Annotated in this window: 22 protein-coding genes and 1 other RNA gene; 12 read left to right on the top strand and 11 right to left on the bottom strand. The window is 68.7% G+C overall.

Going from position 1 to position 25,574, the window contains the following annotated elements; genetic code table 11:
- The first annotated feature begins 41 nt into the window (after positions 1 to 41).
- On the top strand, positions 42 to 1,439 hold the full coding sequence (locus tag H9656_RS10810) for a cytochrome P450 (protein ID WP_191744247.1): 1,398 nt from the start codon (positions 42 to 44) through the stop codon (positions 1,437 to 1,439).
- 9 nt (positions 1,440 to 1,448) lie between these two features.
- Here H9656_RS10810 and H9656_RS10805 read toward each other — a convergent pair whose 3' ends face one another.
- From H9656_RS10805 to H9656_RS10785, 5 genes are all read right to left on the bottom strand, one after another.
- Positions 1,449 to 2,270, bottom strand: a complete 822-nt coding sequence (locus H9656_RS10805; protein ID WP_191744246.1) for a TIGR00282 family metallophosphoesterase — start codon at positions 2,268 to 2,270, stop codon at positions 1,449 to 1,451.
- The gene (locus H9656_RS10800) at positions 2,267 to 2,812 is read right to left on the bottom strand and encodes a 5-formyltetrahydrofolate cyclo-ligase (protein WP_191744245.1); all 546 of its coding nucleotides are present in this window, start codon (positions 2,810 to 2,812) and stop codon (positions 2,267 to 2,269) included. The genes H9656_RS10805 and H9656_RS10800 overlap by 4 nt, the downstream gene beginning before the upstream one ends.
- A 250-nt stretch (positions 2,813 to 3,062) precedes the next feature.
- A non-coding RNA gene (ssrS, locus tag H9656_RS10795) (6S RNA) lies at positions 3,063 to 3,223 on the bottom strand.
- Positions 3,224 to 3,302: 79 nt separating this feature from the next.
- Entirely contained in the window at positions 3,303 to 3,644 is a 342-nt protein-coding gene (locus H9656_RS10790) for a cell division protein ZapA (RefSeq protein ID WP_191744244.1), read from the bottom strand.
- Complete coding sequence (locus H9656_RS10785; RefSeq protein ID WP_191744243.1) at positions 3,644 to 3,931, bottom strand: hypothetical protein; 288 nt, start codon at positions 3,929 to 3,931, stop codon at positions 3,644 to 3,646. Before H9656_RS10785 ends, H9656_RS10790 begins: the two co-directional genes overlap by 1 nt.
- Positions 3,932 to 4,075: 144 nt before the next feature.
- Between H9656_RS10785 and tkt the strand changes: the two genes are divergently transcribed.
- The 8 genes from tkt (at position 4,076) to H9656_RS10745 (ending at position 13,449) form a co-directional block, all read left to right on the top strand.
- Complete coding sequence (gene tkt / locus H9656_RS10780; protein WP_225212483.1) at positions 4,076 to 6,025, top strand: transketolase; 1,950 nt, start codon at positions 4,076 to 4,078, stop codon at positions 6,023 to 6,025.
- Between the two features lie 5 nt (positions 6,026 to 6,030).
- On the top strand, positions 6,031 to 6,891 hold the full coding sequence (locus tag H9656_RS10775) for an alpha/beta hydrolase (protein ID WP_191744241.1): 861 nt from the start codon (positions 6,031 to 6,033) through the stop codon (positions 6,889 to 6,891).
- 23 nt (positions 6,892 to 6,914) lie between these two features.
- Positions 6,915 to 8,108: a formate-dependent phosphoribosylglycinamide formyltransferase gene (gene purT / locus H9656_RS10770; protein ID WP_191744240.1), complete on the top strand. Its 1,194-nt coding sequence runs from the start codon at positions 6,915 to 6,917 to the stop codon at positions 8,106 to 8,108.
- Positions 8,109 to 8,235: 127 nt separating this feature from the next.
- Positions 8,236 to 10,323 carry a carbon starvation CstA family protein gene (locus H9656_RS10765; RefSeq protein ID WP_191744239.1) on the top strand — a complete coding sequence of 696 codons (2,088 nt, stop codon included), beginning with the start codon at positions 8,236 to 8,238 and terminating at the stop codon, positions 10,321 to 10,323.
- Positions 10,316 to 10,567, top strand: a complete 252-nt coding sequence (locus H9656_RS10760) for a YbdD/YjiX family protein (RefSeq protein ID WP_318240634.1) — start codon at positions 10,316 to 10,318, stop codon at positions 10,565 to 10,567. The genes H9656_RS10765 and H9656_RS10760 overlap by 8 nt, the downstream gene beginning before the upstream one ends.
- Before the next feature lie 140 nt (positions 10,568 to 10,707).
- Complete coding sequence (gap, locus tag H9656_RS10755; protein ID WP_191744238.1) at positions 10,708 to 11,715, top strand: type I glyceraldehyde-3-phosphate dehydrogenase; 1,008 nt, start codon at positions 10,708 to 10,710, stop codon at positions 11,713 to 11,715.
- A 92-nt stretch (positions 11,716 to 11,807) separates the two neighbouring features.
- Positions 11,808 to 12,161 (top strand): endonuclease domain-containing protein, encoded by a 354-nt coding sequence (locus H9656_RS10750; RefSeq protein WP_225212440.1) that lies wholly within the window; start codon positions 11,808 to 11,810, stop codon positions 12,159 to 12,161.
- Positions 12,162 to 12,252: 91 nt separating this feature from the next.
- Positions 12,253 to 13,449 (top strand): phosphoglycerate kinase, encoded by a 1,197-nt coding sequence (locus tag H9656_RS10745; protein WP_191744236.1) that lies wholly within the window; start codon positions 12,253 to 12,255, stop codon positions 13,447 to 13,449.
- Between the two features lie 51 nt (positions 13,450 to 13,500).
- On the opposite strand, the gene H9656_RS10740 is transcribed toward H9656_RS10745, so the two are convergent.
- Entirely contained in the window at positions 13,501 to 13,902 is a 402-nt protein-coding gene (locus H9656_RS10740; RefSeq protein WP_191744235.1) for a hypothetical protein, read from the bottom strand.
- 156 nt (positions 13,903 to 14,058) lie between these two features.
- Between H9656_RS10740 and fba the strand changes: the two genes are divergently transcribed.
- The 3 genes from fba (at position 14,059) to rpoH (ending at position 17,302) form a co-directional block, all read left to right on the top strand.
- Positions 14,059 to 15,123: a class II fructose-bisphosphate aldolase gene (gene fba, locus H9656_RS10735; protein WP_191744234.1), complete on the top strand. Its 1,065-nt coding sequence runs from the start codon at positions 14,059 to 14,061 to the stop codon at positions 15,121 to 15,123.
- Positions 15,124 to 15,222: 99 nt separating this feature from the next.
- Entirely contained in the window at positions 15,223 to 16,221 is a 999-nt protein-coding gene (locus H9656_RS10730; protein WP_191744233.1) for an RluA family pseudouridine synthase, read from the top strand.
- Between the two features lie 196 nt (positions 16,222 to 16,417).
- Positions 16,418 to 17,302 carry an RNA polymerase sigma factor RpoH gene (gene rpoH, locus H9656_RS10725; protein ID WP_025977864.1) on the top strand — a complete coding sequence of 295 codons (885 nt, stop codon included), beginning with the start codon at positions 16,418 to 16,420 and terminating at the stop codon, positions 17,300 to 17,302.
- A gap of 46 nt (positions 17,303 to 17,348) precedes the next feature.
- Here the strand turns inward: rpoH and H9656_RS10720 are convergent, their stop codons facing one another.
- The 5 genes from H9656_RS10720 to H9656_RS10700 all read right to left on the bottom strand — a co-directional run bounded on the left by H9656_RS10720 (position 17,349) and on the right by H9656_RS10700 (position 25,570).
- The gene (locus H9656_RS10720) at positions 17,349 to 18,155 is read right to left on the bottom strand and encodes a response regulator (protein WP_191744232.1); all 807 of its coding nucleotides are present in this window, start codon (positions 18,153 to 18,155) and stop codon (positions 17,349 to 17,351) included.
- Between the two features lie 75 nt (positions 18,156 to 18,230).
- Positions 18,231 to 19,526 (bottom strand): adenylosuccinate synthase, encoded by a 1,296-nt coding sequence (locus tag H9656_RS10715; protein ID WP_191744231.1) that lies wholly within the window; start codon positions 19,524 to 19,526, stop codon positions 18,231 to 18,233.
- A gap of 91 nt (positions 19,527 to 19,617) precedes the next feature.
- The gene (locus H9656_RS10710) at positions 19,618 to 20,790 is read right to left on the bottom strand and encodes a phosphoserine transaminase (RefSeq protein ID WP_191744230.1); all 1,173 of its coding nucleotides are present in this window, start codon (positions 20,788 to 20,790) and stop codon (positions 19,618 to 19,620) included.
- Between the two features lie 50 nt (positions 20,791 to 20,840).
- Positions 20,841 to 21,776, bottom strand: coding sequence for a DnaJ C-terminal domain-containing protein (locus H9656_RS10705; protein ID WP_191744229.1), 936 nt, complete (start codon positions 21,774 to 21,776; stop codon positions 20,841 to 20,843).
- Positions 21,777 to 21,892: 116 nt separating this feature from the next.
- Complete coding sequence (locus tag H9656_RS10700; protein ID WP_191744228.1) at positions 21,893 to 25,570, bottom strand: baseplate multidomain protein megatron; 3,678 nt, start codon at positions 25,568 to 25,570, stop codon at positions 21,893 to 21,895.
- Positions 25,571 to 25,574 lie beyond the last annotated feature (4 nt).

Below are 25,574 nucleotides of genomic sequence, written 5' to 3'. Positions count from 1 at the left end.
GCGCGGACGCCTACATTAGGCGCCCCGAGAAGGAGCGCTTCATGAGCGACGCCGCCGCCTCGACCTTCCGCCCCTGGACGCCGCCGCGCCGGACCCAGCGAATGAGCCTGCTGCCCTTCCTGTGGCAGAGCTGGCGCGATCCGCTGCAAATCTGGGGCGACGCCCACTTCAAGGAACTTTACATCAGCGGCCAGTCGCCGCTGGGGCGGTCGCTGGTGGTCAGCGAACCGGCGGGCGTTCGTCATGTGCTGACCGACAACGCCGCCAACTATGTGAAGGGCGACCTGCAAAGACGGGTGTTGGGGCCCATGCTGGCCGACGGCCTGCTGCTGACCGAGGGCGAGCAGTGGCGACGCCAGCGCCGCATCATGGCGCCTCTGTTCACTCCGGCTTACACGCCTCGGACGGCGGACATCATGGATCGGGTCTGCCGACGCCGGGTCGAGAGCTGGCGCCTGCCGCATCATGGCGCGCGCGTCCTGAACATCGACAGCGAGATGAGCGGCCTGACCTTCGACATCCTGTCGGCGACCCTGTTCTCCGATGACCTGGACGGCGACGCCGCCGGGTTCGAGAAGGCCTTGAATCAGTATCTGTCGGTCGGGGCGCGGATCAGTCCGCTGGATGCGCTGAAGGCGCCTGACTGGATCCCGCGTCTAGGCCGCGTGGCCTCGGGCGGCGCCGCACGCTTCTTCGAGGAGCGGGTCGCCGCCCTGGTGACCCGGCGCCGCGCCCGACTGGAACGCGGCGACGCCCCTGACGATCTGCTGACCGCCCTGCTGAACGCGCGCGACGAAGAAGGCGACGGTTCGGGCCTGTCGGACCATGAGGTCGCCTCCAACATCCTGACCTTCATCCTGGCGGGGCACGAGACGACGGCGCGCACCCTCGGCTGGGCCCTGCACCTGATCAGCCGCGACCGGCGCGTGGCCGACATCCTCAAGTCCGAAGCCGACGGCTGGGACCGCCGCCCGGACGGCGTGCGCGACCTGGTCTGGCACCGTGCGGTGATCGAGGAGGCCATGCGGCTGTTCCCGCCCGCTCCCGCCATGATCCGGCAGGCGCTGGCGGACGACGAGATCGGCGGCCATCAGGTGAAGGCGGGTCAGAGCGTGCTGATCGCCCCCTGGGTCATCCATCGCCACGAGAAGCTATGGGAAGACCCCGACGCCTTCCGCCCCGAACGTTTCCTGCCCCAGAACCGCAAGTCGATCGATCGCTACGCCTGGCTGCCGTTCAGCGGCGGCCCGCGCATCTGCATCGGCGCCGCCTTCGCCCTGCAGGAGGCGGTGATCGCCCTGGCGGAAATCCTCAAGGCCGCCGAGGTCGAGGCCATCACCCGGGCCGAGCCCCGCCCCACTCACCAGATCACCCTGCGCAGCCAGCGGACCCTGCGCCTGCGGCTGAGGGCGCGTCGGGATCAGGCCCCTGGGGCCTAGACCTGGGGCCTAGACCTGCGGGATCGCCTGGCTGAGGCGGCCGCCGACGCGGATCGGCTCGACGCGCTTGGCCAGGCCGGTGCGGTCGTCGGTCTCGACGTACACGCCGCAGATGGTGGCCGGGCCGCTGGCGGGGGTGTAGCGCCCGCCCGACAGCCGGGTGGTGAAACGGCGCAGCGGCTCTTCCTTGTCGTTGCCGATGACGGAGTCATAGTCGCAGCAGCCGCCAGCATCGGTCTGATAGGCAGTGCCGCCGGGCAGGATCTGCGCGTCGGCGGTCGGGACGTGGGTGTGGGTGCCGACCACCAGACTCGCGCGGCCGTCGCAGAAGTGGCCCATGCCCATCTTCTCGCTGGTCGCCTCGGCGTGCATGTCGACGATGACGGCGTCGGCGACGACGCCCAGAGGCGCAGCCTCAAGCTCGCGCTCGACGGCGCTGAACGGGTCGTCCATCGGGTCCATGTGGACGCGGCCCAGCACGTTGATGACCAGCACCCGGCGGCCGTCCGGCGTGACGAAGACGTCGGCGCCGCGCCCCGGCGCGTCCATCAGGCGCGGATAGTTGGCCGGGCGGATCAGGCGCGGCTCGCGCACGATATAGGTCAGGGCCTCGCGCTGGTCCCAGCTGTGGTTGCCCAGCGTCAGGACGTCCGCCCCGGCGTTGAAGATGTCGTTGGCCGTGTTCTCGGTGATGCCGAAACCGCCCGCCGCGTTCTCGGCGTTGACCACCACGAAGTCGAGTTTGAGGTCACGCCTCAACCCCGGAAGATGGTCCGAAAGTCCATCGCGCCCGGACTTGCCGACCACGTCACCGAAAAATGCCAGTCTCATGCGAAGGCTCTATAGCCGGTCTCGGTCAGAACGCCATGCAAACGGATGTCATGCGGCTCTAGATCGAGCCGTTCGACCGCCTGGCCGGCATAGGCGAAGCCGATGCGTCGGGCCTCCGGCAGAACGGCGAAGGTTCGATCATAGTAGCCCCCGCCCTGCCCCAGACGCCCGCCGTGCGCGTCGAACGCCAGCAGGGGCGTGAGGATCAGATCGGGTGTGACGACCTCGCCCAGCGGCAGGGGGGCGGGACAGCCGGCGGCGTCCAGCTCCAGCGGCTCGCCCGGCGCCCAGGCGCGGAAGATCATCGCCGCGTCGCGCTCCAGCACGACCGGCAGACACAACCGCCGTCCGGACTGATGCAGGAGATTGGCCAGGACGTCGGTGTCCAGCTCTGATCCCATGGCGCGATACAGGGCGACGGTCTCGCCGGGCGGCAGGGCGTCAGCATGGCCCGCCGCCCGCTCGGCCGCCTCAGCATCCACCTCAGCCAGGCGCTTGCGCAAGGCGCGCATCGCGGCGCGCAGTTCGTGCTTGGGGGTCATGGGGCGCTCGTTTCTGCCGTCATCCTCGGGCTTGACCCAAGGATCCAGCCCAACGGCGCGCTGAACGCCGACAGGCAGAGCGCGTCGCCCAACCCGATCCTCGGGTCAAGCCCGAGGATGACGAAGCAGATGGAAAGTCGGGAAACGCGCTCAAGCAGTGAGCGACCGCGTCGCGAGCGTTGGCGCACAAACGCGCTCAAGCAGCGAGGCCCCGCGGGCCGAGCGATAGCGCATAAAAAAGAGAGAGGTTGGCGGCGCCGCGTGAGCCGTGAAGAACGTTTAAATCCTCTCGACCTGGGTAGCCAGGTGGGCTCCGTATGCCCAGGCCCTCGAGCCCGGACAGGGACAGATCCCTATGAGTGAATTAAGGTCAGAAGGATATGTTGTCTTCGACGTGAGCCGCAGCAGGACCCGCCGTCCAGCAAGATAGGCGTTCGGAGCAGTTTCAACAATGCCTTCCTCCCCAGGAGTGGAGAGGAAGGCCCCCACGTCAGATCGTCTGGACGATCTTCTCGATCCTGGCGGCGACCGCGTTCAGGGCCTCGGCCACGCCTTCGCTGGCGGCGGCGGGAGGCGCAGCCGCCGCAGCGGCCGCCTTGGCGCGGCCCGAGTTCTGAACCGCCGCGTTGCGCTTCGCCTCCTGAAGCTCGTCCGCCAGCATCAGCGCCGCCATCAGGAACAGCCGCACGTCGCCGACCTGCCCCACCTGGTCGGAAACGCCCTGCACCCGCTCGTTGAACTGGGACGCAAGGTCGCGCACCCGCGCCTCCTGTCCGTCGGCGCAGCCCACCGCATAGGGGCGGCCGTGAACTTCCACCGTCACCGTCGCCATCAGTTCGTCTCCTCTGGTCCCGCCCGCTGTGGGGCCGCCTGCTGCTGCGCCAGCACCTCGCGCACGGCGTCGGCGGCGCGGGCCAGGGCCTGAGCCGTTTCCTGGCCGACGTCTTCAAGCACGGCGATGCGCGCCACGTCGGCCGCGTTCGAAGGACGCGGCGCGAACAGGTCGTCGTCGGGGATGGGCGGCGCCGAGGCGGGCCTCGCCTTCAGCTCCAACACCTTGCGTTCCAGATCGGCCAGCGCCCGATCGATCCGCGCCTTTGCAGCCGTAACCGCGTCCATGGGGGTCCTTTCTTCCAGATTCCGTGTAGAACCTGCCGGCGCGCCGGGGTAAAGCGGCGCCGCCCCCGCTTTATCCTGTTCCTGAGGAAAGGTCTCGCCGTGACCGACGCCCAAGCCGCATTCGCCAAGCCTTCGCCCAAGCAGATGGCCGACGCCATCCGGGTGCTGTCCATGGATGCGGTCGAAAAAGCCAAGAGCGGCCACCCCGGCATGCCGATGGGCATGGCCGACGTCGCCACCGTGCTTTACTCGAAATTCCTGAAGTTCGACGCCAGCCGCCCCGACTGGGCCGACCGCGACCGCTTCATCCTGTCGGCCGGCCACGGCTCCATGCTGATCTACAGCCTGCTGCACCTGACCGGCTACAAGGACGCGACCCGCGAGCAGCTGGAAAACTTCCGCCAGTGGGGCTTCAAGACCGCCGGCCACCCGGAGTACGGCCACATGGCCGGGATCGAGACGACCACCGGCCCGCTCGGCCAGGGTCTCGCCACCTCGGTCGGCTTCGCCCTGGCGGAGCGCCATCTGGCCGCACGCTTCGGCAAGGATCTGGTCGATCACCGCACCTGGGTCATCGCCGGCGACGGCTGCCTGATGGAAGGCGTGTCGCAGGAAGCCATCGCCCTGGCCGGCCGCCTGAAGCTGAACAAGCTGTGCGTCCTGTGGGACGACAATGAGATCACCATCGACGGCAAGCTGTCGCTATCCGACGCCACCGACCAGCTGGCCCGCTTCAAGGCCTCGGGCTGGGCGGTCAAGGCCATCGACGGCCATGACTACAAGCAGATCCAGAAGGCGCTGAACTGGGCGACCAAGCAGGACAAGCCGGCGCTGATCGCGTGCAAGACCAAGATCGGCAAGGGCGCCGCCACGCTGGAAGGCAGCCACAAGACCCACGGCGCCGCTCTGGGCCCTGTCGAGATCGCCGCCACGCGTCAGGGGCTGAACTGGCCGTTCGAGCCGTTCGAACTGCCCGAAGGCGTCCAGAAGGCCTGGGCCAAGGTCGGCAAGCAGGGCGGCAAGGCCCGCAAGGCGTGGGAAGCCCGTCTGCTGAACCACGACCACCGCGACGACTTCACCCGCGCCATGGCCGGCGACCTGCCGACCGGCGCCTTCGAGGCGCTGGACGCCAAGCTGAAGCAGCTGGTCGCCGACCAGCCCGCAATGGCCACCCGCCAGTCCTCGGGCGAGGCGCTGGAGACGGTGTTCGCCGCCATCCCCGAAATGGTCGGCGGCTCGGCCGACCTGACCGGCTCGAACAACACTTTCGTCAAGAACACCCAGATCATGGACGCGCCGGACTACGCCGGTCGCTATCTGAACTACGGCATCCGCGAGTTCGGCATGGCCGCGGCGATGAACGGTCTGGCGCTGCACGGCGGGGTCATCCCCTACGGCGGCACCTTCATGGCGTTCGCAGACTACAGCCGTCCGGCGATCCGTCTGGGCGCCCTGATGGGCGTGCGGGCGATCCACGTCCTGACGCACGACAGCATCGGCCTGGGCGAAGACGGCCCGACGCACCAGCCGGTCGAGCATCTGGCGGCCCTGCGCGCCATCCCGAACCTGCTGACCATGCGCCCCGCCGATACGGTCGAGGCGCTGGAGTGCTGGCAGGTCGCCCTGCAGCACAAGACCACGCCGACCGCCCTGTGCCTGTCGCGTCAGAAGACCCCGGCCGTGCGCGTGACCGACGCGGGCGAGAACCTGTCCCGCAAGGGCGCCTATGAGCTGAAGGCGGCCAACGGCGAGGCCAAGGTCACCCTGTTCGGCACCGGCACCGAAGTGGCGCTGGCCCTGAAGGCCGCCGAACTGCTGGAAGCCGAAGGCACGCCGACCCGCGTCGTCTCGGTTCCCTGCTTCGCCCTGTTCGAGCAGCAGCCCAAGGCTTATCAGGACGCGATCATCGGCCGCGGCACGGTCCGCGTCGCCGTCGAGGCCGCGATCAAGCAGGGCTGGGAGCGCTTCATCGGCGAGGATGGCGGCTTCGTCGGCATGACCGGCTTCGGCGCCTCGGCCCCGGCTGAGGTCCTCTACCGCGAGTTCGGCATCACCGCCGAGGCCGTGGTGGAACAGGCCAAGGCGCGGCTGTAAGCCTGATGCGCCGCCTCGCCCTCGTCTTGAGCCTCGGCTTGTCGATGGCGGGCGGCGCTCCCGCGCTCGCCGCACCCACGGTCGATGACGCACCCGCCGTTGCCGAGACGCCCATCGTCATCGGCCGGTCCTACGCCCTGCCCTCGACAATCTTGGGCCAGACGCGCGAGATCAACGTCTGGCTGCCGCCCGGCTATGCTGAAAGCGGCCAGACCTATCCGGTCCTCTATGTGCTGGACGGCGGTCAGGATCAGGACTTTCACCACATCTCGGGCATCGCCCAGTTGGGGACCATCGTCGGCACGACGCGCGATGTGATCGTCGTCGGCGTCGCCTCGGTCGATCGCCGCAACGAACTGGCCCTGCCGACGGACGACGCCGAACTGATCGCCCGCTATCCGACGCAGGGCCATTCCGAGCGCTTCCGCCGCTTCATCGGCGAAGAAGTTCAGCCCTTCATCGAAGGCCGCCTGCGCACCAGCGGCGAGACGGCTTTGATGGGCGAGTCTCTGGCGGGGCTGTTCGTGGTCGAGACCTTCCTGAAAGAGCCGCAGATGTTCGACGCTTATGTCGCCGTCAGCCCCAGCCTGTGGTGGGACGGCGGCAAGCTGGCGCGGCAGTCGGGCGCCCACCTGCGCGACCACTCAAACGCCTCCCGGACCCTGATGCTGATGCTCGGCGACGAAGGCGAGATGATGCAGGCGCCGATGGACGTGCTGACCGCCAACCTGCGTGATCACGCTCTGCCCGGCGTCAAATGGGACTTCACCCCGCGTCCCGCCGAAAGCCACGCCACCATCTACCACGGCGCAGCGCTGGACGCCTTCCGCCGCCTCTATGCAGTCCCGGCCGCGCCCGGAACCTGAACGACTTTTAGGAGCCTGACGCCATGAAGATCGGCACACCCCTCACCGACCACGCCACCCGCGTCATGCTGCTCGGCTCTGGCGAGCTGGGCAAGGAGGTCGCGATCGAGCTGCAGCGCCTCGGCGCCGAGGTGATCGCCGTCGACCGCTACGCCAACGCCCCGGCCATGCAGGTGGCGCACCGCAGCCACGTCATCCCCATGACCGACGCCCAGGTGCTGAACGGCGTGATCCTGGCTGAGGCGCCGCACATCATCGTGCCCGAGATCGAGGCCATCGCCACCGACGTGCTGGCGGGCATCGAGGAAGCGGGCTTTGCGCGCGTCATCCCGACTGCGCGGGCGACGCAGCTGACCATGAACCGCGAGGGCATCCGCCGTCTGGCCGCCGAAGAGCTGGGCCTGCCGACCAGCCCCTACGCCTTCGCCGCCTCGGCCGAGGAACTGGCGGCGGGCGCGCAGGCCGTGGGCTTCCCCTGCTTCGTCAAGCCGGTGATGTCGTCCTCGGGCAAGGGTCAGTCCTATGTCGAAGGGCCTGAGGGCGTCGCCGACGCCTGGGCCTATGCCGAAGCCTCAGGCCGGGTCGCGGGCGGGGTCGTCATCGTCGAGGGCCGGATCGACTTTGACTATGAGATCACCCTGCTGACGGTGCGGTCTTTGCGCGACGGCGCCGTGCGCACGGACTTCTGCGCCCCCATCGGCCACCGCCAGCAGAAGGGCGACTATCTCGAAAGCTGGCAGCCGCAAGCCATGAGCGAGACCGCGCTGAAGGCGGCCCAGGCCATCGCGGCCAGGGTAACTGAGGCTCTGGGCGGCCTCGGTGTCTTCGGCGTCGAACTGTTCGTGAAGGGCGACGATGTCTGGTTCTCGGAGGTGTCGCCGCGCCCGCACGACACCGGGCTGGTGACGCTGGCCACTCAGACCATGAGCGAGTTCGCCCTGCACGCCCGCGCCATCCTCGGACTGCCGGTGGACGTTTCCCTGCGCGAACCGGGCGCCAGCGCGGTCATCTACGGCGGTATGGAAGCCGAAGGCGTCGTATTCGAGGGCGTGGCTGAGGCCCTGTCGGTTCCGACCGCCGACCTGCGCCTGTTCGGCAAGCCCGAAGCCTTTGAGCGCCGACGCATGGGCGTGGCTCTGGCGCGCGGCGCGGATACCGACGAGGCGCGTGCGCGTGCATCCGAGGCGGCGGGCAAGGTGCGGGTGATCGCTCCGTAATCCGTCTCCGCCTGAGGGAGGAGGAACGGCCAAGCTTCTTCGACTTTTGTCGATTGGCGCCGGGCGCGATTAAGGTTCAAAAAAGGCGGAAGGCCGCAGGCAGTCGGCCACGGAGGGACCTTTCGCCATGGGCAAGTTCAGGACGGCGCTGATTTTCGGCGCCATCGCCATTCTGGGGGCCGTAGCCCTCGGCGTCATCGCCCTGCATCAGGGCGAGAGCATCAGCGCCGTGTGGATCGTGGTTGCGGCGCTGTGCGTCTACGCCATCGCCTACCGTTTCTACGCCCGCTATCTGGCCGGGAAGGTGCTGGGGCTGAACGCGCGCAGGCCCACGCCCGCCGTCAGACACAACGACGGCCTCGACTATGTGCCGACGCCGCGTAACGTCCTTTTCGGCCACCACTTCGCGGCCATCGCGGGCGCAGGCCCTCTGGTCGGGCCGGTGCTGGCGGCGCAGATGGGCTATCTGCCCGGCGTGCTGTGGATTCTGGTCGGCGCCGTCGTGGCCGGGGCCGTGCAGGACATGATCGTCCTGTTCATGTCGACTCGCCGCGACGGCCGGTCGCTGGGCGACATGGTCCGCACCGAAATGGGACCGATCCCCGGCGTCATCGCCCAGGTCGGTGTGCTGATGATCATGGTCATCATCCTGGCCGTTCTGGCGCTGGTGGTGGTCAAGGCCCTGGCCGAGAGCCCGTGGGGCACCTTCACCGTCGCCGCCACCATCCCCATCGCCGTCTTCATGGGCCTGTACACCCGCTATCTGCGGCCCGGCCGCGTGGGCGAGGTCTCGGTCATCGGCGTGGTGCTGCTGATCCTGGCCATCATCGGCGGCGGCCATATCGCCGCGGATCCGTTCTGGGGCCCGGCCTTCACGCTATCGGGCACGACTCTGGCCCTGGCCATGATGGCCTATGGCTTCATCGCCTCGGTCATTCCGGTGTGGCTGCTGCTGGCCCCGCGCGACTACCTGTCGACCTTCCTGAAGATCGGCGCCATTGTCGCCCTGGCCATCGGCATCCTGATCGTGCGCCCGCACATCCAGATGCCGGCCATCACCCCCTTCATCGACGGCACCGGCCCGGTCTTCTCGGGCGCCCTGTTCCCCTTCCTGTTCATCACCATCGCCTGCGGGGCCGTGTCCGGCTTCCACGCCCTGATCTCGTCCGGCACCACGCCCAAGCTGCTGGAGAACGAGAACCAGATCCCGCTGATCGGCTACGGCGCCATGCTGTGTGAGAGCTTCGTGGCGATCATGGCCCTGATCGCCGCCACGGTGCTGGATCCGGCCGTCTACTTCGCCATGAACAGCCCGGTCAGCATCATCGGCGACAACGCCGCCTCGGCCGCCGCCGCCGTGGCCCAGTGGGGCTTCCACATCACCCCGGCCGAACTGGAGCAACTGGCCAGGGACGTCGGCGAGAACTCCATCCTGTCTCGCGCGGGCGGCGCCCCGACCCTGGCCGTCGGCATGGCCCACATCCTGTCGGGCGTCATCGGCGGCCAGGCCATGATGGCCTTCTGGTATCACTTCGCCATCCTGTTCGAGGCCCTGTTCATCCTGACCACGGTCGATGCAGGCACCCGCGTCTGCCGCTTTATGATCCAGGACCTGCTGGGCATGGCCGTGCCGAAGATGCGCCAGACCCAGTCCTGGACCGGCAATGTCGTGGCCACGGCCCTGACGGTCGGGCTGTGGGGCTATTTCCTCTACACCGGCGTGGTCGATCCGCTGGGCGGGATCAACAGCCTGTGGCCTCTGTTCGGCATCGCCAACCAGATGCTGGCGGCGGTCGCCCTGATCCTGGGCACGGTCGTCCTGTTCAAGATGAAGCGTCAGAGGTTCGCCTGGACCACGGCGGTCCCGGCTGTCTGGCTGCTTATCTGCACCGTCACGGCGGGGCTGCAGAAGTTGTTCCACCCCGACGTGAAGATCGGCTTCCTGGCCCACGCGCGCATGTATCAGGACGCGATCGCCGCCGGCGATATCCTGGCCCCGGCCAAGACCATCGGCGACATGCACCGCGTCATCGTCAACGACTACGTCAACTCGGCGCTGACGGCGGGCTTCCTGTTCGTGGTGCTGACGGTCGTGGTCTATGGCGTCGGGGCCTGCCTGAAGGCGCTGAAGTCCGAGCAACCGACCGTGGTGGAGACCCCGGCCGCGCATGAACTGACCCTGGCGGACGAAGCCATGGACATCGCCCGTGCTTAGGCCGTCCGCTTCCTCGACCCCTGGCGGCGCGGACCTGCTCTGCGCCTGCCGGGACACGCTGCTGCGGTGGGGCAAGGACGCCCGCCGCACCGCCGGGTTGATGATCGGCCAGCCGGACTACGACGCCTATGTCGCCCATGCGAAGGCGACCCATCCGGATGAGGCGCCGCTGGACCGCACCGCCTTCTTCCGCCTGCATGAAGCGCGACGGTTCGGCGAAGGGGGCGGCTTCCGCTGCTGCTGAGCGGCTTGACCGCATCCGGACGGTTACAGGCGATCATATCTTGTTACGGGCCTTGTTACGGCGACGGGGTTGCAACCGCGCGCGCTCCGTCCCACTAAGGCGCCAATCATCACCGCCCCCAGTTTAGGAGACTGCTCCCCATGACCGTTCGCGTCGCCATCAACGGCTTCGGCCGCATCGGCCGCCTCGTCCTTCGCTCGATCGTCGAGCACGGCCGCAAGGACATCGAGGTCGTGGCGATCAACGACCTGGGCCCGGTCGAGACCAACGCCCACCTGTTCCGCTATGACTCGGTGCACGGCCGCTTCCCCGGCACGGTCACGACCGGCGAGGACTGGATCGACGTCGGCACCGGCAAGATCAAGGTCACGGCCGAGCGCGACCCCGCCAACCTGCCGCACGCCGAGCTGAAGGTGGACATCGCCCTGGAATGCACGGGCATCTTCACCTCCAAGGACAAGGCTTCGGCTCACCTGAAGGCGGGCGCCAAGCGCGTGCTGGTCTCGGCCCCGGCCGACAACGCCGACAAGACCATTGTCTTCAAGGTCAACCATGAGACGCTGACGGCCGACGACATCGTCGTCTCCAACGGCTCGTGCACGACCAACGCCCTGGCCCCGGTGGCCAAGGTGCTGCACGACCTGTTCGGCATCGAGCGTGGCTACATGACCACCATCCACGCCTACACCGGCGACCAGCCGACGCTGGATACGATGCACAAGGACCTGTACCGCGGCCGCGCCGCCGCCCTGTCCATGATCCCGACCTCGACCGGCGCCGCCAAGGCCCTGGGCCTGGTCCTGCCCGAACTGAAGGGCAAGCTGGACGGCTCGTCGATCCGCGTCCCGACCCCGAACGTCTCGGTCGTCGACCTGAAGGTCGTCGCCGGTCGCGAAGTCACCGCCGAGGAAATCAACGCCGCCCTGCTGGCCGCCGCAAACGGCCCGATGAGCGGCGTCCTGGCCACGACCACCGATCCGCTGGTCTCGATCGACCTGAACCACGTCGCCGCCTCCTCGACCGCCGCCCTGCCGCAGACGCAGGTCGTCGACGGCAAGCTGGCTCGCGTCCTGACCTGGTACGACAACGAGTGGGGCTTCGCGACCCGCATGGCCGACACCGCTCTGGTGATGGCCAAGTTCCTGTAAGGAAAACGCAAGGGCCCTCTCCCGCTGGGAGAGGGCTTGAGCGCCCAAGAGCCGAAGGCGATTGGCTGCGCGAAAGGGTGAGGGTCGGCGCGATGACATTGAAACGCACCGCCTTCGCCCGCTCCCTTCGACAAGACGCAGGATTGGCCGAGCAACGCATCTGGGCCTTGCTGCGCAGCGGACGGATCGACGGCCACAAGTTCCGTCGCCAGCATCCGATCAGTCGATACATCGCGGACTTCGCCTGTGATCGCCTACGACTGGTGATCGAGATCGACGGCGGCGTCCATGATCGGGACGAGGTCATGACCCGCGATCACCTGAGACAGACTGATCTGGAAGCCCTGGGCTGGACCGTCCTGCGCTTCACCAACGCCCAGGCCTTGAGTGAACCCGAAAGCGTCGTCGCAGCCGTTCGCGCTCACGCCCGCTTGATCACGCCCTAGCCACGGCTTACGCCGACGGACGCCTTCGACCCTCATCCGGCCCTGCGGGCCACCTTCTCCCACAGGGAGAAGGAATATCGGGAACTGCACCATGACCTTCCGCACCCTCGACGACGTTTCCGACCTTTCGGGCAAGGCCGCCCTGGTCCGCGTGGACTTCAACGTGCCGATGGAGGACGGCAAGGTCACCGACGACACCCGGCTGAAGGCCGCCCTGCCGACCATCCACCGCCTGCGCGAGGCGGGCGCCAAGGTCGTGCTGCTGGCCCACTTCGACCGGCCCAAGGGCGAGCGCGTGCCGTCGATGAGCCTGCGCCCCGTGGTCGAGCCGCTGGAGCTGCTGCTGCACGGCCCCGTCCGTTTCACCGACGACTGCGTGGGCGATGAGGCCAAGGCCGCCGTGGCCGATCTGGACGCCGGCGGCGTGCTGCTGCTGGAGAACATCCGCTTCCACAAGGGCGAGGAAAAGAACGACCCGGCCTTCGCCGCCCAGCTGGCGGAGCTCGGCGACCTCTACGTCAACGACGCCTTCTCGGCCGCGCACCGCGCCCACGCCTCGACCGAAGGCCTGGCGCGCCTGCTGCCCGCCTACGCCGGCGAGGCCATGAAGCGCGAGCTTCAGGCCCTCGACGCCGCCTTGGGCGCGCCGCAGAAGCCGGTCATCGGCATCGTCGGCGGCGCCAAGGTCTCGACCAAGCTGGACCTGCTGAAGAACCTGGTCGCCAAGCTGGACTACCTGGCCATCGGCGGCGGCATGGCCAACACCTTCCTGTTCGCCCAGGGCGTCGATGTCGGCGGCTCGCTGTGCGAGAAGGATCTGGCCGACACCGCTCGCGAGATCATCGAGGAAGCCCGCCGTCAGGGCTGTGAACTGCTGCTGCCGGTCGATGTGGTGGTGGCCAAGGGCGTCAAGCCGGGCATCGAGTCGGGCGTGCGCGCCCTGGACCGCATCGCCGCCGACGACCTGATCCTGGACGCCGGGCCGGAAACCGTCGCCCGCCTGAACCGCGCCATGGACCTGTCCAAGACCCTGATCTGGAACGGCCCGCTGGGCGTGTTCGAGGTCCCGCCCTTCGACAAGGCCACGGTCGCGGCCGCCAAACACGCCGCCGCACTGGCCAAGGCCGGCAAGCTGGTCGCCGTGGCGGGCGGCGGCGACACGGTCGCGGCCCTGAACCACGCGGGCACGGCCGACGACATGACCTTCGTCTCCACCGCCGGCGGCGCCTTCCTGGAATGGATGGAAGGCAAGGTTCTGCCGGGTGTCGAGGCCCTGCGCGCCGCCTAAAAACGTCAAGGCGAGGGCTGCCCGCAGCCCTCGCCCCTGATGCCCGAAGCGTTAGCCTTCGCCGTCCATGTCGACGGCGCGCGCGACCAGATCGCGCCACGTCGGATCGGTGTCGTCCACCAGATCGACGTCATCCAGCAGAGCCACCGCCCCGCCGCCGTCAGGCAGGATCAGCCCCAGCACTTCCATCAGATCGCCGTCGGGTCCGACGTGGGCCTCGGCCTGCACGATCACCGCTGCCTGCTCGCCATCTTCTTCCCACCAGATCACGGGCTGAGGCAGCTCCATGTCGATGACGCGCGCCTCTTCCGTATCGCCCAGGGCGAAGACGGCCTTGCCCGCCTGGACGTCATCCAGCGTCGCCACCGACCCGGCGAAGGGCGTCAGCCGCGACCAGTCGTCGACGTCGAACCCGCCGCCGTCTTCGTCCGAAAACTCATCATTCTGGCTCATGGTCGCTCCTGATCCGGCGCTGCTGAAGCGCCGGCACCCAATAGGGCCTGCGCGCGTAAAGTCCACCAAGACCGAGCGCCGTCACGTCGGCGTGACTTCCCGCACCCGACCGGCTAAGACCTCGGGCAAAATCACTATCGGTTCAGGAGACTACCCATGGCGCGCATCACGCTGCGACAACTGCTCGACCACGCGGCTGAGCACGACTACGGCCTGCCCGCCTACAACATCAACAACATGGAACAGGGCCTGGCCATCATGGAGGCCGCCGACGCCGTCAACGCGCCGGTCATCATTCAGGCCTCGCGCGGCGCCCGCTCCTACGCCAACGACGTGGTTCTGGCCCGTCTGATCGACGCCCTGGTCGAACTGTACCCGCACATCCCGGTCTGCATGCACCAGGACCACGGCAACGGCCCGGCCACCTGCGCCACCGCCATCCAGTACGGCTTCACCTCGGTGATGATGGACGGCTCGCTGGAAGAAGACGCCAAGACCCCGGCCTCCTACGAATACAACGTCGACGTCACCCGCCGCGTCACCGAGATGGCCCACTCGTGCGGAGTCTCGGTCGAGGGCGAGCTGGGCGTGCTGGGCAGCCTTGAGACCGGCATGGGCGAGGCCGAAGACGGCCACGGCTTCGAAGGCAAGCTGGACCAGTCGGCCCTGCTGACCGACCCCGATCAGGCCGTAGACTTCGTCAAGGCCACCAAGGTCGACGCCCTGGCCATCGCCATGGGCACCAGCCACGGCGCCTATAAGTTCACGCGCAAGCCGGACGGCGCGGTCCTGGCCATGAACGTGATCGAGGAAATCCACAAACGCCTGCCCAACACCCACCTGGTGATGCACGGCTCGTCGTCGGTGCCGCAGGACCTGCAGGACATCATCAACCAGTACGGCGGCCAGATGCCCCAGACCTGGGGCGTGCCGGTCGAAGAGATCCAGCGCGGCATCAAGCACGGCGTGCGCAAGATCAACATCGACACCGACAACCGCATGGCCATGACCGGCGCCATCCGTAAGGTGCTGGCCGAGAAGCCGGGCGAGTTCGACCCGCGCGCCTATCTGAAGCCCGCCAAGGAAGCCATGCGCAAGCTGTGCATGGAGCGCTATCAGCAGTTCGGCTGCGAAGGCATGGCGTCCAAGATCCAGCCGCTGTCCACCGCCCAGATGGCCAAGCGCTACGCCGCCGGCGACCTGGACCCGCGCATCGGCTGATCGACGCAGAAGCGGGCCTGAACCCGTTGAAACGATTGAAGGGCGGTCCCGGGGGCCGCCCTTTTTTCATGGCGTCCGCCAGCCGTGCTAAACGGCCGTGTGACCGACATCCTGCCCTCAGCCCACGACGAATCCGACCTGACGGTCCTTACCGCCCGCATCGCGCCCGGCGCCGCCCGGCTGGACCGCGCCCTGGCCGACGTCCTGCCCGAACTGTCGCGCGCCCGCATCCAGGCGCTGCTGGAGGCAGGGGCCATATCGCTGAACGGCGTCGTGGTGGGGGCCAAGGCCAAGCCCGCGCCCGGCGACTATGAGATCATCTTGCCGCCCGCAGCTCCGGTCGAACTGCGCCCTGAAGCCATCCCCCTGACCATCCTGTTCGAGGACGACGACCTGATCGTCATCGACAAGGCGCCGGGCATGGCCGTCCATCCCGCACCGGGCTGCGAGACCGGCACCCTGGTCCACGCCCTGCTGCACCACTGCGCCGCCCTGTCGACCCTCGGCGACCTCGACCGCCCCGGCATCGTCCACCGCCTGGACAAGGACACCTCCGGCGTCATGGTCGCCGCCAAGTCCGATCGCGCCCACGCGGGGCTGGCCGCCCTGTTCGCCGCCCACGACATCGAGCGCACCTATGTCGCCCTAACGCGCGGCGCGCCCTCGCCCGAGAAGGGCCGCATCCAGACCCAGATCGGCCGCTCCAGCGGCGACCGCAAGAAGATGGCGGTGCTGAAATCCGGCGGGCGAGAGGCCATCACTGACTATGTCGTCCAGCAGACGTTCGGCCGCCCGGCCAAGGCCTCCAACGCCCCGCTGGCCGCCCGCGTCGCCTGCACCTTGCAGACCGGCCGCACCCATCAGATCCGCGTCCATATGGCGTCGAAGGGCTCGCCCCTGCTCGGCGACCCCGTCTATGGCTCAGGCAGCCCCGCAGCGCCCGTCCGCGCCGCGATCGCCGAGGCCGGCCTGAAACGCCAGGCTCTCCACGCCGCCATCCTCGGCTTCGTCCACCCCGTCACGGGCGAGGCTCTGCGCTTTGAGACCCCTCCGCCCGAAGACATGCAGCGTCTCGAAACCCTCCTCGCGGCCCTCTGACCGGGCCGGCTTTATTTGCAACAACATCTGTGCTAGATAGAAATCGAACGACGACGCAGCTTCGCCGTTCAATTGGGACAATCCGCCCCTTCCGTTTCGGGCAACGGATTCCCATCTTGTCAGTTGAGGGGCGAGGTGATGATGCACGTCATGTGGTCGGAGCCGTAGCGCCAGCTCGTGAAGCCGGAGGGACCATATGGCCAATAAAACGCTGACGGTGATGTCGCCTGAACAGGGGCTGTCCCGTTATCTTACGGAAATCCGTAAGTTTCCCATGCTCACCAAGGACGAGGAGTTCATGCTCGCCAAGCGGTGGAGCGAACACCAGGATACCGAGGCCGCCCACCGTCTCGTGACCTCTCACCTGCGCCTCGTGGCCAAGATCGCCATGGGTTATCGCGGCTACGGCCTGCCGATCGGCGAGGTGATCTCCGAGGGCAACGTCGGCCTGATGCAGGCTGTCAAGAAATTCGATCCGGACAAGGGCTTCCGCCTGGCGACCTACGCCATGTGGTGGATCCGTGCGTCCATTCAGGAATACATCCTGCGCTCCTGGTCGCTCGTGAAGATGGGCACCACGGCGGCGCAGAAGAAGCTGTTCTTCAACCTGCGCAAGGCCAAGAGCCAGATCTCGGCCTTCGAGGAAGGGGACCTGCACCCCGAGCACCTCGCCGCCATCGCCACCAAGCTGGGTGTGTCGGAAGAGGAAGTCACCAACATGAACCGCCGCCTCGGCGGCGACGCCTCGCTGAACGCGCCCCTGCGTTCGGACGGTGAAAGCGAATGGCAGGACTGGCTGGCGGACGACAACGCCGTCAGTCAGGAAACCGAGCTGGCCGAGAGCGAGGAAAAATCGATCCGCATGGGCCTGCTGCAGGAAGCCATGGAAGAGCTGACGGATCGCGAAAAGCACATCCTGACCGAGCGCCGCCTCAAGGACGATCCGGTCACCCTAGAGGAACTGGCCGGCCAGTACGGCGTCAGCCGCGAGCGCGTTCGCCAGATCGAGGTCCGCGCCTTCGAGAAGCTGCAGAAGGCCATGCGCGCCGCCGCTGAAGAACGCAATCTGGTCGACGCCTGAGGTCGCAGTCGTTACCCCTTCTCCTTCGCGGGAGAGGGGGCGGCCCCTAACCCGCCCGCGCCAAGCTCTCAGGCGAGGCCAGCTTCAGCACCACCTCAACCGGAGCCGTCAGCGTGGCCTTGGTCGGCGCTCCGGCGGCCAGCACCGTGTCCAGTCCCGCCGCCGCAATCGCCAGCGGCGCATCGCCCGTCTTGATGGCCAGCGCCTTCAGCGTCTCGGCCTGTTGCTTGATGGCGCGGACGGCCTGCATTGGATCGCTGTCGAACTGGGTCAGGGCCGACAACAGGATTCGCATCGCCTGATCCTTGACGGCCAGAGCCGCTTCCGCGCTCGAGCGCGGCTTGTCCGCCTTGCGCTTCTGCGGCCCGGCGTAGTCGTCCGAGTTGAAGCGCCGCCGGTCTGGTCCGATATAGCCGACCGCCTCGACCCAGTCGCGCGGCTTGGTCGCCAGATTCTCGATCCGCCGCTGCAGATCGCCGCTGGTGAAGGGCTTCCGCAGGAACTCATGCACGCCGGAATCCCGCGCGCCCTTGATCGCGCTGGCGGTAGCCTCGGCCGTCACCATGATGATCGGCGCGCGACGGCAAGCCAGGCTCGAACGCCGGATGCGCCGCACTAAGGCCTCGCCGTCCAGCCTGGGCCCCGCACGTTCGGTGAAGATCAGCGCCGGCTCCATTTCGCGCGCCAGATCCAGCACCCGCGTCTCGTCGCCTTCGACCACGATCTCGCGCGAGCCGAACCCCTTCACCAGGTCCTGCAACAGGCGCGCGGCGGCGGGATTGGGATCAACGATGATCACGCGCCGAACGACCGGCGCGATCCTCTGCATCGTCTTGGCGTCTAGGGCGAACACAGGCGGGCTCCATTTCAGAGCGCCACCCTATGCCCCACCGGTTAAGGCGTCGTTGCCTCGACCCGAAACGTGAGTTCAGCCCTGGAACGGATCGCGCATCAGAATGGTGTCGTCACGCTCCGGGCTGGTCGACAGCAGGGCCACCGGCGCCCCGATCAACTCCTCGATCCGACGCACATATTTCAGCGCATGGGCGTTCAGGTCCTTGAAGGTCCGCACGCCTGCGGTGCTCTCGTCCCAGCCTTCCAGTTCCTCGAACACCGGCTCGGCCGAGGCCTGATCCTTCAGGCTGCTGGGCAGATAGTCCAAAACCTCGCCATTGATGCGATAGCCGACGCAGATCTTCAGCGTCTTCAGCCCGTCCAGCACGTCCAGCTTGGTCAGGGCGATGCCGTCGATGCCGTTGATCGCCACCGACTGGCGCACCAGCACCGCGTCGAACCAGCCGCAACGACGCGACCGGCCCGTGTTCACCCCGATCTCACGGCCCACCACCGCCAGATGCTGACCGACCTCGTCGTTCAGTTCACACGCGAAGGGGCCTTCGCCGACGCGCGTCGTATAGGCCTTCACAATGCCCAGCACATAGCCGACGCCGCGCGGGCCGACGCCCGACCCGGCCGCCGCCTGTCCGGCCACGGTGTTGGAGCTGGTCACATAGGGATAGGTCCCGTGGTCCACGTCCAGGAAGGCGCCTTGCGCCCCCTCGAACAGCACCCGCTTGCCCGCCTTCTGCGCCTCGTCCAGCACGCGCCACGCCGGCTTGACGTAGGGCAGGATCTTAGGCGCGATCTCCAGCAGTTGCGCCAGCAGCGCCTTCGGCTCGATCGGCTCCAGCCCCAGACCGGCGCGAAGCGGATCGTGGTGCGAGCGCAGACGGTCGATCTTGATCTTCAGGTCGTCTTCATTGGCCAGGTCGCAGACGCGGATGGCGCGGCGGCCGACCTTGTCCTCATAGGCCGGGCCGATGCCGCGGCCGGTCGTGCCGATCTTGGCGCCCGGCGCGCTGGCGGCGGCCTCGCGCGCCACGTCCAGCGCCGGATGGATTGGCAGGATCAGGCAGGCGTTGTCGGCGATGGTCAGGATGTCGGGCGTGATCGCCACGCCTTGAGCCTGGATCTTCTCGATCTCGCCGACCAGATGCCAGGGATCGACCACCACGCCGTTGCCGATGATCGAGGGCTTGCCCTGCACCACCCCGCTCGGGAGCAATGCAAGTTTATAGACCTTGCCGTCGACGACCAGGGTGTGGCCCGCGTTGTGGCCGCCCTGGAACCGCACCACCATGTCGGCGCGATTGGACAGCCAGTCCACGATCTTGCCCTTGCCCTCGTCGCCCCACTGGGCGCCGACCACTGCGACGTTCGCCAAGACCTATACTCCGCAATCCAGAATGCGGTGGGAGCCTATAACCCCTGAATCGTCCGGAGTCGCCCCCAAGGGCCCCTAATGGGCGACAGAATTATCCTTCGGCCAACAGAGCCAGTTCGCTGACCGCCGTCTGGAACGCCCATTCCAGCCACGGCGTCGCCGCCACGACGTCCGCCGTCTCGACCGTACAGCCGCACCACAGGCGCAGGCCCGGCGGGGCGTTGCGGTGCGGCTCCATGTCATAGACCGCCCCCTCGCCTTCCAGCAGCGCCTTGAACCGCTTCACAAAGGCCTTCTGTCCCGCCTCATCCAGCGCCGCCACGCGCGGATCGGTGAACTTCAGGCAGACCGAGGTCGTCGAACGGATGTCGGGCCGGTCCGGCAGGAAGGCGATCCAGTCCGTCCGCTCCACCCATTGCGCCAGGGCCGCATAGTTGGCGTTGGTGCGCGCGATCAGGGCAGGCAGGCCGCCTTCGGCCTTCGCCCAGTCCAGGGCGTCGATCCAGTCCTCGATGGTGAGGATCGAATAGGTGTTGATCACCACCCCCTCGGCCAGGGTCCGATCGAACCCCGTCTTGTCGGTGAGGCGCAGCACCTTGGGGATGGAGCGCTCCGGCAGATAGCTGTCCAGCCGCGCCACGGCCCGCGGCGACAGCACCATCACCCCGATGCCCGCCTCGCCGCCCAGCGCCTTCTGGAAGCTGAACGTCGTCACATCCAGTCTGTCCCACGGCAGTTCCATCGCAAAGGCGGCCGAGGTCGCATCGCAGATGGTCAGGCCTTCGCGGTCATCGGCTATCCAGTCGCCGTCCGGCACGCGCACGCCCGAGGTCGTGCCGTTCCACGGAAACACCACGTCATTCTTGGGATCGACCTTCGACAGGTCCGGCAGCTCGCCCCACGGCGCGGTCAGAGCCTCGGGCTCCAGCCCCAGATGCGTCTTCACATCCGCCAGCCAGGTCAGGCCGAAATTCTCATAGGCGATAACCTGCACCGGGCGCTCGCCCAACATGCCCCACAGCGCCGCCTCGACCGCGCCGGTGTCCGAACCGGGCGTGTAGAGCATGACATAGTCGTCCGGCGGGCTCAGCACCTCGCGCGTCAGCTGCAAGCCATGCGCGAACCGCTGGACCACCTCCGGCGCGCGGATCCCCCGCCCCATCAGGTTCGTCGGCAGGTTCGCCAGCTCCCAACCCGGACGCTTCGCCGTCGGCCCCGCCGAGAACCAGGGGCGAGCGGGCTTGGCGGCGGGCTTGGGCGTCATGTCGGTCTCTGAAGTCTCGGGGAGGAGAAGGAAGCTTCAGCCTTAGGCCATCAACGGCCAGGCTTATAGGGCCGGCGCTCACGCCATTCGGTCGCAAACCGGACCAGCTCGTCGTCCGGCGCCTCCGGCAGCGTCACCACCAGCCGGGCCATCAGATCGCCGCGCCTGCCGTTCGCATAGGCGCCGCGCCCCTTCAGCCGCAGCACCTTGCCCGAGTTCGAGCCCTTGGGGATGGTCATCATCACCGCGCCCTCGGGCGTCGGCACCTGAATCTTGCCGCCCAGCACCGCATCCGGGACCGACACCGGCAGATCCATCGTCAGGTCGGCGCCGTCGCGCTTGAACACCGGGTGCGGCTGGATGCGCAGTTCGATCAGCGCGTCGCCCGCCTGACCGCCCCGCCCCGGCGCGCCCTGCCCCTTCAGCCGGATCGTCTGGCCGTCAGACGCGCCCTTGGGGATGGCCACATCGAGCATCCGCCCGTCCGAGAACTGGATGCGCCGCGTCGTCCCGGCGATGGCGTCCTCAAGACTGATGTCGAGGGTAGCGCGCACGTCCTGCCCGCGCCCGCCGCCAAAGCCGCGCCCGGCGCTGCGTCCGCCGCCTCCGAAGGCGCCGAAGATTTCTTCCAGGTCGATATCGTCAAAGCTCGCCCGCCCGCCGGGGCCGCCTTCGCCGCGCCCGCCAAAGCCGCCGAAACCGCTGAATCCGCCGCCGCCCGGCCGCCCGCCTTGAGCGCCGCCGAAGCCGCGGAACTGCTCGCGTCCATCGGCGTCGATTTCGCCGCGGTCATACTTCGCGCGCTTCTCGGCGTCGCCCAGCAGGTCGAAGGCGGCGGTAATGCGTTTGAACCGCTCTTCGGCCGCCTTGTCGCCGGGGTTCTTGTCGGGGTGCAGTTCCTTGGCCAGCTTGCGGAACGCCTTCTTGATCTCGTCCGCGCTCGCGCCCTTGGAAACGCCCAGTTCCTGATAGGGATCGCCAGCCAATTTTCGCTCCACTCCGGATAAACACAAACCAGAGCGTCAGTTAAGCCATGCAACCGCCCGCCGAAAGGGGCGAAAGCCCTCCGGCGTCCTCTCCCAACAGGAGAGGGCCTTATATTTCACAGCCTCACCACCGCCTCAGCCCCCCAGCCATACCCTTGGCTCCACTGGGCCACAGCGACTTGCGCGCCCGTTCCGAGCTCGCCCGGGAAGTCCCCCGCGACCTCGGCCGCGCCGTGAACAGCCTCCAGCCCCTCGACTTCCCAGACCCGTCGCACGACAGCGCCGTCCAACACCCGCACCCGGAACCGCCTCGGATCGACCTCGACCGGCTCGGCGTCCCAGCCATCGCCGCCCAGACGCACGCGGGGCAGCCAGCTCAGCCGCCATCCGCCCTCTTCTGGCGCGGCCCGCACGCGCGCCGGTCGCCACGGCGCCGCGTTCCGGTTCATCCAGGTGAAGCCGACTTCCGTTGTTCCCGCCCCGCCCGGCGGCGCGCCCGCCGGCCCCGCCCGCCAGATTCGAGGCAGCCCCCGCTCGACCGCATCGACCTCAGCGCGCGCCATGCCCCGCTCCAGCACGACGACCAGCGCCCCCGCTTCCGCCCCGCGCGCCGCCTCGTTTTCCGTTCCCTGCTGACCGCGCAGCAGCCCGCTCAACCGCCACACGTCGGCGCCGACCAGTTCGGCCCGGCGGAACTGCACCAGCTCCCACCCGCCCGCACTGCGCACCGCCAGCAGATTGGCCCCCGACAGCACCGCCTCGGCCGCTCGGCTTTGCGGCGCCTGCCCCTCGATCCGCACGGTCAGCACGCCCGTCTCGTCCCAGCGCCCGACCACGCCGGGCCGCAGAGGCGCCGTCAGCGTGCCCACCGTCGCGGGCGCCTCCATCACCGCCCTTGGCGTCAGACTGTCGACCGAGGCGCCACCATGCAGCCCCCTCGTCGTCCAGGGCTCGGCCGCCGCCGCGACCACCGGCCGCCCGTCCGCCTCCTCGCCCGGCAGCGGCGGCAGATCCAGAAGCATCAGGAACGGCGCCCCCGCCGTCGTCGCCCCGCCTCCATCGCCGCGCCAGTCCTCGGGCGCATCCACGACAACCGCCTCGACCACCGGCGCCAGCACCGCCCTGGGCGTCTCATCCCAGTCCAGCCGCTCGACGCGCCAGTCGCCCGCACGCCCCTCCACCGCCATCACATCGCCCGGCTCCAGCCTCATCGCCTCCAGCGGCCCCAGCTTGAGCGTCAGCCGCTCGGCCGCCTCGCCCTGCAACAGCCGCTGCGCCGCCGCCGTCGCCAGCCCGGCCCCGACCACGGCGGGCAGGGCCGCATCCACGCCGCCGCCCTCGCCCTCGCCGCGCACCGTCACAGCGCCCAGCTGATAGTCCGCCGCCTCATCGATAAAGCGCAGCCGCGCCGCGCTGGGCCGAGGCGTCAGCCGCCGCTCCGCCGCCACGCTCCCGCCCTTGTCGGGCAGGGCCAGCGCCGCCAGATCCAGCGCCATCTCCCGCGCCGTCTCGCCTAGCACAGCCACCCGACCGTCGCGCTCGGCCGCCGTCGCCCCCAGCGCCTGCACCAGCGGCGACAGCGCATCCTTCGTCGCCATCGGCCGGTCGATGACATAGCCCGTCACCGCGCCGTCCACCGCGCCGACCGTAAAGTCCGCCTCCGCCAGCCCGCCGCGCTTCAGGATCGCCTCGATCAGCCCCCGCGCATCGCCGCCCATCCGCCCGTTCAGCCAGTGTCCCGTGCGCCAGGCGCCCGCATCCGCCCACACTTCGCCCAGCGCCGGAAACGCCGGATAGGGCCGCGCGTCCCAGCACCAGACGTCCGCCCCCAACAGCATCGGCCCGCCATAGACGCCCGAAATCGGGTTGTTCACCGGCTGCGCATAGTGCGTCAGCACCGCCTCGATCAGCCGCCGCTGCATCCGGTCGTCGCGCGCTCCGCTCGAGTGCGGCGGCAGGGCGTTCTCGCTGCTCTTCGGATCCTGGAACAGGTTCGGCGCATTGCCCCCGCGATCCACCGCCGCACAGCCGAACTCGGTCAGCCGGATCGGCTTCATCTGCGGAACCCAGGCCGTCGGCGCCGCCTGCCTTGCGCCCCCGACGCGCTCATGGTGCGCGTTCGACCACCAGCCCTTCAGGTCCTTGTTGCGCCAGATCCAGTGCTCGCCGTGGGCGCCGTCCTCGATCGCCGTGCGCCGCTGCGCCGCCCGGTCCGCGTCGGAGACGTAGAACCAGTCATACCCCTCGCGCCCCGCGACCTGCGCCGCCAGGTAAGCCGGGTCCGACGGCCCCGTGAAGTCCGCCGCATCCACCCCGCCCGCGCCGCCGCGCCAGTCGCCCATCGGCGGGTACCAGTCGATGGCGACGTAATCGATGTTCGGATCAGCCCACAGCGGATCGAGGTGAAACCTTACCTCTCCCTCCCTCTGCCAGCCGAAATATTCGGACCAGTCGGCGGCGTAGCTCAGCTTCACCCGCGTCCCGACCACAGCCCGGCACTCAGCCGCCAGCGTCCGGAACTGCGCCACCGCCGGAAAGCCGCCGCCCGCATCGCGCGTCCAGGTCAGCCCGCGCATCTCCGACCCGATCAGCAGGTCGTCCGCCCCCTCCTCGGCCGCGATCTTCGCATAGTGCAGCGCCAGCCGACGAAGGCCCCAGCCGTCCGCCGCCCCGAACAGGGCCGCGACCTCGGCCGTCGCCCCCGCTCCATCCGTCGCCGTAATCCGCCCCCGCCACGGATAGCCGGGGCAGTCCATGAAGACGAAGGGATACAGCGTCACCTCAAGCCCGCGCGCCTTCAGCGTCCGGATCGCCTGCCTCACGCTGTCGTCCGAGGGCGTGCCGCCATAGGCCGGCCCCTCCTCGACCTGAGAGATCAGATGCGCGTCCGCCCGCTCGACCCCGGCCACGCGCCAGACCATAGGCTCGGTCGGCTTCTGACGCCGCTCCACCCCCGGCCGGATGCGGCAATGGCTCATGCGGATGTCATCGCCGAACCAGCCGACCACCAGGCTGACCCGTTTCAGCCTCGGCGCCTGGGCCGTCAACTGATCCAGCGACGCCTCCAGATCCGTCTGCCCCGCCGTCAGATGCACATTCTCGGGCGTCGATTTCGTCAGCCCCTCGCGCCGCATCACCGGTTCGGTCGCCAGGCAGAACTCGCCCGCGCCGGGGATCAGGCAGACGCCCTCCAACCGGTCCTCCATCTGCGCTTCGGCGCCCTGCGGTCGGCGGAACACCTCAAACGACAGCTGCGGCGCCCGGTCGCCATAGGCGTCCAGCGGCAGGTCCTCGAACACCACATAGGCCGTCCCGCGATAGGCGGGCGCCCGCCCCTCCACCGCCTCGATCAGCGGGTCGGGCAGTTGGCCCTCGGTCCCGCGATGCAGGCGCATGGCCACGCCCGCCATGTCCATCGGCTGGCCGTCGGCCCAGATGCGCCCCACCCCGTCGATCGGCCCCTCGCACAGGGCTACGGCGAAACTCAGCGAATAGGCGTAGTCGACCGTCTTTCCCGCCTTGCCGGCCGAGCGCTTCTCCTTGCGCTCCAGAAACCGCGCGGCCCAGATCACCTGCCCCGTCACCCGCGCCCGCCCGAGAACGCAGGCCATCGGCGCCCCCTCGGCGGAGGATTGCAGCTTCAGCCCCTCCAGCCTCGGCCCGACCTGCCGCGCCGGCGACAGGCCCGCCACCAGCCGGTCGTCCAGCGCCCGCCCCAGCAGGCCCCCGGCCAACAGGCCCAGGCTGCTGACGCCCGCCATCCCGCCAAGCCCGCCCAGCAGCACCTGCGCCATCGTC

Source organism: Brevundimonas guildfordensis (genome assembly GCF_014836405.1).
Taxonomy (GTDB): domain Bacteria; phylum Pseudomonadota; class Alphaproteobacteria; order Caulobacterales; family Caulobacteraceae; genus Brevundimonas; species Brevundimonas guildfordensis.
Note: the sequence above shows the minus strand (reverse complement) of the source record. Positions and strands in the feature narration are given on the sequence as shown.